The organism is Streptomyces sp. CC224B (assembly GCF_030010595.1).
GTDB classification, from domain to species: Bacteria; Actinomycetota; Actinomycetes; order Streptomycetales; family Streptomycetaceae; genus Streptomyces; species Streptomyces longispororuber.
Map to the genome: position 1 here is coordinate 1 of NZ_JASCXL010000193.1, position 9162 is coordinate 9162.

Here is a 9162-nt window from a genome sequence, read left to right on the forward strand (position 1 = left end):
GGCCGCCCCCCCCCGGCGGCCCGCCCCCCCCCCCCCCCCCCCCCCCCCCCCCGGGGGGGGGGCGCCCCGGGGGGGGGGCCCGTGGCGCGGGGGCGCCGCGCCCGCGGCCCGGCGGCGGCGCCGGAACAGCGCGGCGGGCCCGGCGGACGGCTCCGGCGCCCCGGTCGGCGCGGGTGCCCCGTCGGCGGCTTCGGGGGCCGCCCCGTCGGCGGTCTCGGGCAGGCCCTCCAGGGCCGGCAGCGCGGGGGCCGCGGCCGGGGCGAGCTGGGCGTAGCCCTGCGGGGGCAGTTCGCTCGGGTGCAGGGGCAAATAGAGCGTGAAGGTGGAGCCACGGCCGGGTTCGCTGGCCGCGTGGATCTCGCCGCCGAGCAGCCGCGCGATCTCCCGGCTGATGGACAGGCCGAGGCCCGTGCCGCCGTACTTGCGGCTCGTGGTGCCGTCCGCCTGCTTGAACGCCTCGAAGATCACTCGCATCTTGCTGGCCGCGATGCCGATGCCCGTGTCGGCCACCGAGAAGGCGATCACGTCCGCGTCCGGGTCGCGCAGCGAACCGGCCTCCAGGAGCTGCTCGCGGATCGCGTGGGGTACGTCGTTGCCGGCCGGCCGGATGACCAGCTCGACCGCGCCGGTGTCGGTGAACTTCACCGCGTTGGCCAGCAGGTTGCGCAGCACCTGGAGCAGGCGCTGCTCGTCCGTGTGCAGGGTCGCGGGCAGCTCCGGCGAGACGCGTACGGAGAAGTCGAGGCCCTTCTCGGCGGTCAGTGGACGGAACGTGGCCTCCACGTAGTCCACGAGCTGGACGAGCGCGATCCGGGTGGGGCTGACGTCCATCTTGCCCGCCTCGACCTTCGACAGGTCGAGGATGTCGTTGATGAGCTGGAGCAGATCCGAACCGGCGCCGTGGATCGTCTCGGCGAACTCCACCTGCTTGGGGGTGAGGTTCGCGTCGGCGTTGTCGGCGAGCAGCTTGGCGAGGATGAGCAGCGAGTTGAGCGGCGTCCGCAGCTCGTGCGACATGTTCGCCAGGAACTCGGACTTGTAGCGCATCGACACCGCGAGCTGCTCGGCGCGCTCCTCCAGGACCTGGCGGGCCTCCTCGATCTCGGTGTTCTTCACCTCGATGTCGCGGTTCTGCTGGGCGAGCAGCGCGGCCTTCTCCTCCAGTTCGGCGTTGGAGTCCTGCAGCGCCTTCTGCCGGTTCTCCAACTCCTCGGAGCGCTCGCGCAGTTGCTCGGTCAGCTCCTGCGACTGCTTCAGCAGCATCTCCGTCTTCTGGTTGACGCTGATGGTGTTGACGCTCGTCGCGATCATCTCGGCGATCTGGCTGAGGAAGTCCTTCTGGATCTGTGTGAACGGCTGGAACGACGCCAGCTCGATCACCCCGAGCACATTGCCCTCGAAGAGCACCGGCAACACGATGACCTGCGCCGGGGGCGCCTCACCGAGCCCGGAGGCGATCCGCAGGTAGCCGGAGGGCGCGTTCTCCACGAGAATCGTGCGCCGCTCCTTGGCGGCGGTGCCGATCAGCGCCTCGCCGGGCCGGAACGAGGTGGGCATCGACCCCATCGAGTAGCCGTAGCTGCCCAGCATGCGCAGTTCGTACGCGTCGCCGTCGTGGGCCGGATCGGTCGCGTCGTCGGTCGGCACCGCGAGGAAGAACGCGCCGTGCTGCGCGGAGACGACCGGCGTCAGCTCGCTCATGATCAGCGAGGCCACGGCCTCCAGGTCGCGGCGGCCCTGCATCATGCCGGAGATGCGGGCGAGGTTGCCCTTGAGCCAGTCCTGCTCCTTGTTGGCGAGGGTGGTGTCGCGGAGGTTCGCGATCATCGTGTTGATGTTGTCCTGGAGGACCTGGATCTCGCCTGCGGCGTCCACGTCGATCTTCAGGTTGAGGTCGCCGCGGGTCACCGCGGTGGCCACGGCCGCGATCGCGCGCACCTGCCGGGTGAGGTTCCCGGCCATCTCGTTCACGGACTCGGTGAGGTCGCGCCAGGTGCCGTCGATGTCCCGTACGCGCGCCTGGCCGCCCAACTGGCCCTCGGTGCCCACCTCGCGGGCCACGCGCGTGACCTCCTCGGCGAACGACGAGAGCTGGTCGACCATGGTGTTGATGGTCGTCTTGAGCTCCAGGATCTCGCCGCGCGCGTCGATGTCGATCTTCTTGGTGAGGTCGCCCTTGGCGATGGCCGTGGTGACCATCGCGATGTTGCGGACCTGGCCGGTCAGGTTGGACGCCATGCCGTTCACGGACTCGGTGAGGTCCTTCCACGTGCCCGAGACACCGGGGACGCGGGCCTGGCCGCCGAGGATGCCGTCCGTACCCACCTCGCGGGCCACCTTGGTGACCTGGTCCGCGAACGAACTCAGCGTCTTCACCATGGTGTTGAAGGTGTCCGCGAGCTGCGCGACCTCGCCGCGCGCCTCGATCGTCACCGTCTTCGTCAGGTCGCCGTTGGCGACGGCGGCGGCGACCTGGGAGATGTTCCGCACCTGCATGGTCAGGTTGTTGGCCATCAGGTTGACGTTGTCGCTGAGGTCCTTCCAGATGCCCGTGACGCCGGGGACGCGGGCCTGGCCGCCCAGCTTGCCCTCGGTGCCCACCTCACGGGCGACCCGGGTGACCTGCTCGGCGAACGACGAGAGCTGGTCGACCATCGTGTTCACCGTCGTGACGAGTTCGAGGATCTCGCCCTTCGCGTCGACGGTGATCTTCTTGGACAGGTCGCCGCGGGCGACGGCGGTCGTGACCTCGGCGATGTTGCGCACCTGGAGCGTCAGGTTGTTCGCCATGCCGTTCACGGACTGCGTCAGGTCCTTCCACGTACCCGACACGCCCTGCACCTCGGCCTGGCCGCCCAGGATGCCGTCCGTACCCACCTCGCGGGCCACGCGCGTGACCTGCTCGGCGAAGGCGGAGAGCTGGTCCACCATCGTGTTGAGGGTGTTCTTCAGCTCCAGGATCTCGCCGCGCGCATCCACGTCGATCTTCTGCGACAGGTCACCACGCGCCACCGCCGTGGCGACCTGCGCGATGTTGCGGACCTGCGCGGTGAGGTTGCCGGCCATGCCGTTCACGGAGTCCGTGAGGTCGCGCCACACGCCCGCGACACCCGGCACCTGCGCCTGGCCGCCGAGCCTGCCCTCGGTGCCCACCTCGCGCGCCACCCGCGTGACCTGGTCGGCGAAGGCGGAGAGCTGGTCGACCATGGTGTTGATGGTGTTCTTCAGCTCCAGGATCTCGCCCCGGGCGTCCACGTCGATCTTCTGCGACAGGTCACCGCGCGCCACGGCCGTGGTCACCTGGGCGATCTGGCGCACCTGGGAGGTCAGGTTGCCCGCCATGAAGTTGACGGAGTCCGTCAGCTCCTTCCAGGTGCCGCTCACCCCGTCCACGCGGGCCTGTCCGCCGAGGCGCCCCTCGGTGCCCACGTCCCGGGCCATCCGCGTGACCTGGTCCGCGAAGGACGAGAGCTGGTCCACCATCGTGTTCACGGTGTTCTTGAGCTGGAGCATCTCGCCGGAGACGTCGACGGTGACCTTCTGCGACAGGTCGCCGTTCGCCACCGCCGTCGTCACCTGCGCGATGTTGCGCACCTGCCCGGTGAGGTTGCGGAAGGCGGTGTTCACCGAGTCGGTGAGGTCCTTCCAGGTGCCCGCCGCACCCGGCACCTGCGCCTGGCCGCCCAGCTCGCCCTCGACGCCGACCTCCCGCGCGACGCGCGTCACCTCGGCGCCGAACGACGACAACTGGTCGACCATCGTGTTCACGGTGTTCTTGAGTTCGAGCATCTCGCCCGCGACGTCGACGGTGACCTTCTGCGACAGGTCGCCGTTCGCCACCGCCGTCGTCACCTGCGCGATGTCCCGCACCTGCGTCGTGAGGTTGCGGAAGACCGTGTTGACGGAGTCCGTCAGGTCCTTCCACGTCCCGGCCGCGCCCGGCACGTTGGCCTGCCCGCCGAGCTGCCCCTCGGCGCCCACCTCGTTGGCGACGCGCGTCACCTCGTCGGCGAAGGTCCGCAGCGTCTCGGTCATCTGGTTGATCGTCCCGGCGAGCTGCGCCACCTCGCCGCGCGCGCTCACGCGCACCTTCTGCGACAGGTCGCCGTTGGCGACGGCCGTGGTGACCTGGGCGATGCCACGGACCTGCGCCGTCAGGTTGCCGGCCATCAGGTTGACCGAATCCGTGAGGTCCTTCCATACGCCCGCGACGCCCGGGACCTGCGCCTGCCCGCCGAGCTCGCCCTCCGTACCGACCTCGCGCGCGACGCGGGTCACCTCCGAGGAGAACGAGGAGAGCTGGTCCACCATCGTGTTGACGGTGTTCTTCAGCTCCAGCATCTCCCCGGCCACGTGCACCGTGACCTTCCGGGACAGATCGCCCTTCGCGACGGCCGTCGTCACCAGCGCGATGTCCCGCACCTGGGCCGTCAGCCGGTAGGCCATCGTGTTGACCGAGTCCGTGAGGTCCTTCCACGAGCCGGACATGCCGCGCACCCGGGCCTGCCCGCCGAGCTTGCCCTCGGTGCCCACCTCGCTGGCCACCCGCGTGACCTCGTCGGTGAACGTCGAGAGCTGGTCGACCAGGTTGTTGACCGTACGCCCGACCTTCAGGAACTCGCCGCGCAGCGGGTGGCCGCCGCCGTTCGGCCCGTGCGCGCGCAGTTCCATCCGCTGCTCCAGGTCGCCCTCGGCGACCGCGGAAAGTACCCGGCCGACTTCGGAGACGGGCCGGACGAGGTCCTCGACGAGGTCGTTGGCGGCGTCGACCGCGGCGGCCCAGGAGCCCTCCATCGCGCCCGTCTGGAGCCGTTCCGTGAGCTTGCCCTCCCGCCCCACCGTGCGCCGCACCCGCGACAGCTCTCCGGTGAGGTGGAGATTACGGTCGGCCACCTCGTTGAAGACCGCGGCGATCTCCGACATCACGTCGTCGCCGGTGACCGTGAGCCGCTTGCGGAAATTGCCGTCCCGCATCGACACGAGCGCGGTGAGGAGGCGGTTGAGCGCCGCGGCCTCCACCGTGACCGTCGTCCCGTTGCGTGGCTTGCGCTGCCCGTTCAGGGACCGTCCGTCTTTCGCGCGCGTCTTACTGCCCCGCGTCGCAGCGCCAGACTCCACTGTGTCCCTCCCGGAAGGGTCGACCGTACTGCTCAGGCTTTCGTCTCAAGCCTGCCCAGTGTTTCACCATGGCCGAACCAGGCCATAACAGTTCGGCAGCTTCGCACACCGTCCGCACACCCTCCGGGCGGAAACACAGGCGACCGGCATCAGCATGGACGGCGAAGGTAAGTAACCTGGCATCCGGCTGTCCAACCACCCCGGTCCTGCCCGGCCAGGGCGGTGGCACACATCACAGCGGGCATCGGAGGGGCGGCCGCACCATGGGACTGCAGATTCCCGGGGGACAACGGACGAGGAGTTCTGTGATCACCGCGCGCGCGGCTGCGACTTTCGAACCCGTCGGGCGTTCCGTCGCGACGGCCCGTTCGTTCGTCCGGGACACCCTCCAGGGGTGGGGGTTCTCGGACGTCGTCGACGACGCGGTCGTCCTGACGAGCGAGCTGGTGACGAACGCCGTGGTGCACGCGGGCACCGCCGCCGACGTCCAGTGCCTGCGTACGGACGACGCGGTCCGCATCGAGGTCTCCGACCACTACCCCGAGCGCGAGATCCCGCTGCAGGGCTCCCCCGCGACCATGGGCAGCCCGGACCGCGAGGGCGGCCGCGGCCTCCAGCTCTGCGCCGCGCTCGCCACCCGCTGGGGCGTCGACTACACGCCGACCCACAAGCAGGTCTGGTTCCAACTCGATCTGCCCGACCGGCCCGTGGGCACCCGCGCGGCCGGCCCCTCGCTCGCGCCCGAGCTGCTGCCCCTCACCGACGGCCGCGTCCGCGTCGCCGTCGTCCAGATCGACCGCACGGGCGCCATCTCCGCCTGGAACGAGGACGCCGAGGAGCTCTTCGGGTACGTCGCCAAGCAGGTCGTCGGCAAGCCCCTCACGGACTTCGCCGCCTGGCCGCACACCCCCGGCACCAGCACCGGCGTCGCCGACGCCCTCCAACTCTCGCGCTGGGAGGGCAGTTACGGCATCCGCGACGCCGGCGGCCGCGTCATCCCCGTCTACGCCTCGCACCTGCGCGTACGCGACACCGACGGCGAGCCCTCCACGGTCTGCCTCCTGGTGCGCGACGACGAACGGGCCGTCCTGCAGACCCCGTTGCGCGGCCCGGCCCCCGAGCCCGGAGTGCTCAGCGAGCCCGGCGCCGCGGACTCCTTCGAGGTCTTCATCGGCTCGCCCCCGCCCGACGACCTGGACGGCCTGCTGCAGCGCACCGTCGAGCGCGCCCGGGACATGCTCGACGGCGACGCGGCGTTCCTGCTCCTGGCCACGGACGACGAGACGGAGCTGGAGGTACGGGCCTCCACCGGCCTGCCCTCGGCCCGCCAGCGCTTCGCCCGCGTCCCCGTGGAGGCGGGAACCGGCCGGTACGGCTCCGCCCGCATGCCCGCCGTCCACGAGGACCTCACGGCCGTCCCGGACGCGGTGCCCCTCCTGAAGGGCACCGGCATGCGCTCGGTCGTCACGGTCCCGCTGAAGGTCGAGGGCCGCCTCACGGGCTCCCTGGGCGTCGCCGCCGAGGTCCCCGACCGGTACTCGAACGAGGAGGCCCTGCGCCTGCAGTTCGCCGCGGACCGCATCGCCCTCGCCGTGGAGTCGGCCCGCATCAGCGAGCTGGAACGGCTGCGCCGCGGCTCCCTGTCCTTCCTCGTCGAGGCCTCGGACCTGCTCGCGGGCACGCTCGACCGCGACCAGACACTGGCTCTCATGGCCCAGATGACGGTCCCCACGCTCGCGACCTGGTGCGCCGTCTACACCATCGCCGACCAGTCCTCCGAGCCGGACCTGTCGTACGTCCTGCACGAGGACGAGGAGCGCATCGACGGCCTGAAGGCGCTGCTGAAGAAGGTGTCCCCGCCGGAACCGGTGCCCACGCCGGGCGCCCGGGTCTGGAAGGCGCCCTCCGAGGCCGCCCACCAGTCGGCGCTGCGGACGTCCATGCGCAGCCTGGGCCTCGGCGAGCCCGTGTCGGCCACAGCGGGCATCGGCACGTCGCTCTCCACGGCGTCCGCGGTGGGCGGCGAGACCGTCGTACTGCCCCTGGTCGCCCGCAACCGCGTCATCGGCATGCTCACGCTGGGCAAGCCCTCCGACGAGCACTTCCGCCAGGAGATCCTGGAGCTCGCCGAGGACCTCTCCCGCCGGGCCGCGCTGGCCCTGGACAACGCCCGCCTGTACTCGGAGCGCACGGCCATCAGCCAGTCCCTCCAGCGCAGCCTGCTGCCCCCGGGGCTGCCGCAGGTCCCGGGCGTGGAGGTGGACGTCATCTACCGCGCGGCCGGCGAGGGCAACGAGGTGGGCGGCGACTTCTACGACCTGTTCCCCATCCGCGACGGCGCGTACGGCTTCGCCATCGGCGACGTGTGCGGCACGGGCCCCGAGGCGGCCGCCGTCACGGGCCTGGCCCGGCACGCCCTGCGCCTGCTGGCCCGCGAGGGCTTCGGCGGCCCCGCGGTCCTGGAGCGGCTGAACGCGGCGATCCTGGACGAGGGCGCCCGCAGCCGCTTCCTCACCCTCCTGTACGGCGAGCTGTGGCCGCAGGACGACGGCTCCGCCATCCTCAAGATCGTCTGCGCCGGCCACCCGCTGCCGCTGCGCCTGCGCCAGGACGGCACGGTCGAACCGTACGCGGAGCCGCAGCCGCTGCTCGGCGTCATGGACGACCTGGAGCTGTACGAGCAGACGGCGACGCTGGAGCCGGGCGACGTGCTGCTCTGCGTCACCGACGGCGTCACCGAACGCCGCGAGGGCACCCGCATGCTGGGGGACGACGGCCTCGCGGACGTCCTGACGACCTGTACGGGCCTGACGGCGGGCGCGGTGGCGGCACGGATCATGCGCGCGGTGGAGCGCTTCGCGACGGACGCCCCGTCGGACGACATGGCGATCCTGGCCATGCGGGTCCCCGAGCGCCAGGACTGAGCCCGCGGGGCCCGGGACCCCGCGGGTCCTTCGAGACCGGGACCGGGCCCGCACCACCGCACAGCAAAAAGGCCACCGCCTGCGAGGCGGTGGCCTTTTCTCTCGGAGCCCCCAAGCGGAATCGAACCGCTGACCTTCTCCTTACCATGGAGACGCTCTACCGACTGAGCTATAGGGGCCAGTTGCGCCCTGCGCGGTTTTCCGCGCGGCAACGGAATAGATCATACCTGACCATGAGCGGGTCTCGAACCACTCCGGTCCGGTCGTCAGAACGCCGGCTGCAGCAAGCCTCCGAGCGCGTTGCACGCCGAGACGATCCGCTGGAGTTCACGTCGTGTCAGCCAGGCGTCGACCGGCAGCGCCAGCGTCTCGTCCGCGGCCCGTTCGGTCTCCGGCAGCTCCACGTCCCGCCAGTACTTCGGCGTCCGGTGCAGCGGGGTCTTCACGGGAACCCGGCAGTCGACTCCCTTGGCCCGCAGGACCCGTGCGAAGGCGTCGCGGTCCGGCCGCCCGTTGCCCGGCACGCGCACGACGTACTGCTGGTAGCTGTGTCCGTCCCCGTCGGCAGGCGTGTGCACGCCGTTCAGCCGCGCGGTGAGGTACGCGGCGTGCGCCCGCCGCTGTGGCGCCTCGTCGTACGTGGCGTCGGGCTCGCCCTCTTCGAGCACCAGCAGCGCGTGCCGCTGCCCGAGCGCGTGCATGCCCGGCATGTCGGCCCGGTGGCCGAAGCGCCGGACGACGACGACCGCCGCGGTCCGCTCGGTGCGCACGGCGTCGACGGCGTCGACGTCGAGGCAGTACGTCATCGGGTCGATGTCGGCGAACACGGGTATCGCCCCCGCGGACACCACGGCGTCGGAGACCGCGGCACTCCCGTACGCGGGCACGACGACCTCGTCCCCGGTCCCTATCCCTGCTGCGCGCAGCAGCGCTTCAGTCCCCATGGGACGGATGGTGAGCGCGCAACGTGAACGGTAAGTAACACAAAACGAAAAAGAGCTGGTCCCCGAACCGAAGTTCGGGGACCAGCTCTCCATCACAATTAGTTCGGCGGCGTCCTACTCTCCCACAGGGTCCCCCCTGCAGTACCATCGGCGCTGAAAGGCTTAGCTTCCGGGTT

General features: G+C 71.0%; 3 protein-coding genes, 1 tRNA gene and 1 rRNA gene. 1 reads left to right on the forward strand and 4 read right to left on the reverse strand.

Annotated elements, in window-relative coordinates:
• On the reverse strand, window positions 1-5118 hold a 5118-nt coding region (locus tag QK440_RS40055), incomplete at its 3' end, for a HAMP domain-containing protein (RefSeq protein ID WP_282798196.1).
• A gap of 263 nt (window positions 5119-5381) precedes the next feature.
• Between QK440_RS40055 and QK440_RS40060 the strand changes: the two genes are divergently transcribed.
• Entirely contained in the window at window positions 5382-8042 is a 2661-nt protein-coding gene (locus QK440_RS40060) for a SpoIIE family protein phosphatase (RefSeq protein WP_282798197.1), read from the forward strand.
• A gap of 106 nt (window positions 8043-8148) precedes the next feature.
• Here the strand turns inward: QK440_RS40060 and QK440_RS40065 are convergent.
• From QK440_RS40065 to rrf, 3 genes are all read right to left on the reverse strand, one after another.
• Window positions 8149-8221: transfer RNA gene (locus QK440_RS40065), tRNA-Thr, on the reverse strand.
• A gap of 87 nt (window positions 8222-8308) precedes the next feature.
• Entirely contained in the window at window positions 8309-8986 is a 678-nt protein-coding gene (locus tag QK440_RS40070; RefSeq protein ID WP_282798198.1) for a DegT/DnrJ/EryC1/StrS family aminotransferase, read from the reverse strand.
• Window positions 8987-9087: 101 nt separating this feature from the next.
• Window positions 9088-9162, reverse strand: a 5S ribosomal RNA gene (gene rrf, locus QK440_RS40075); the annotation flags it as partial.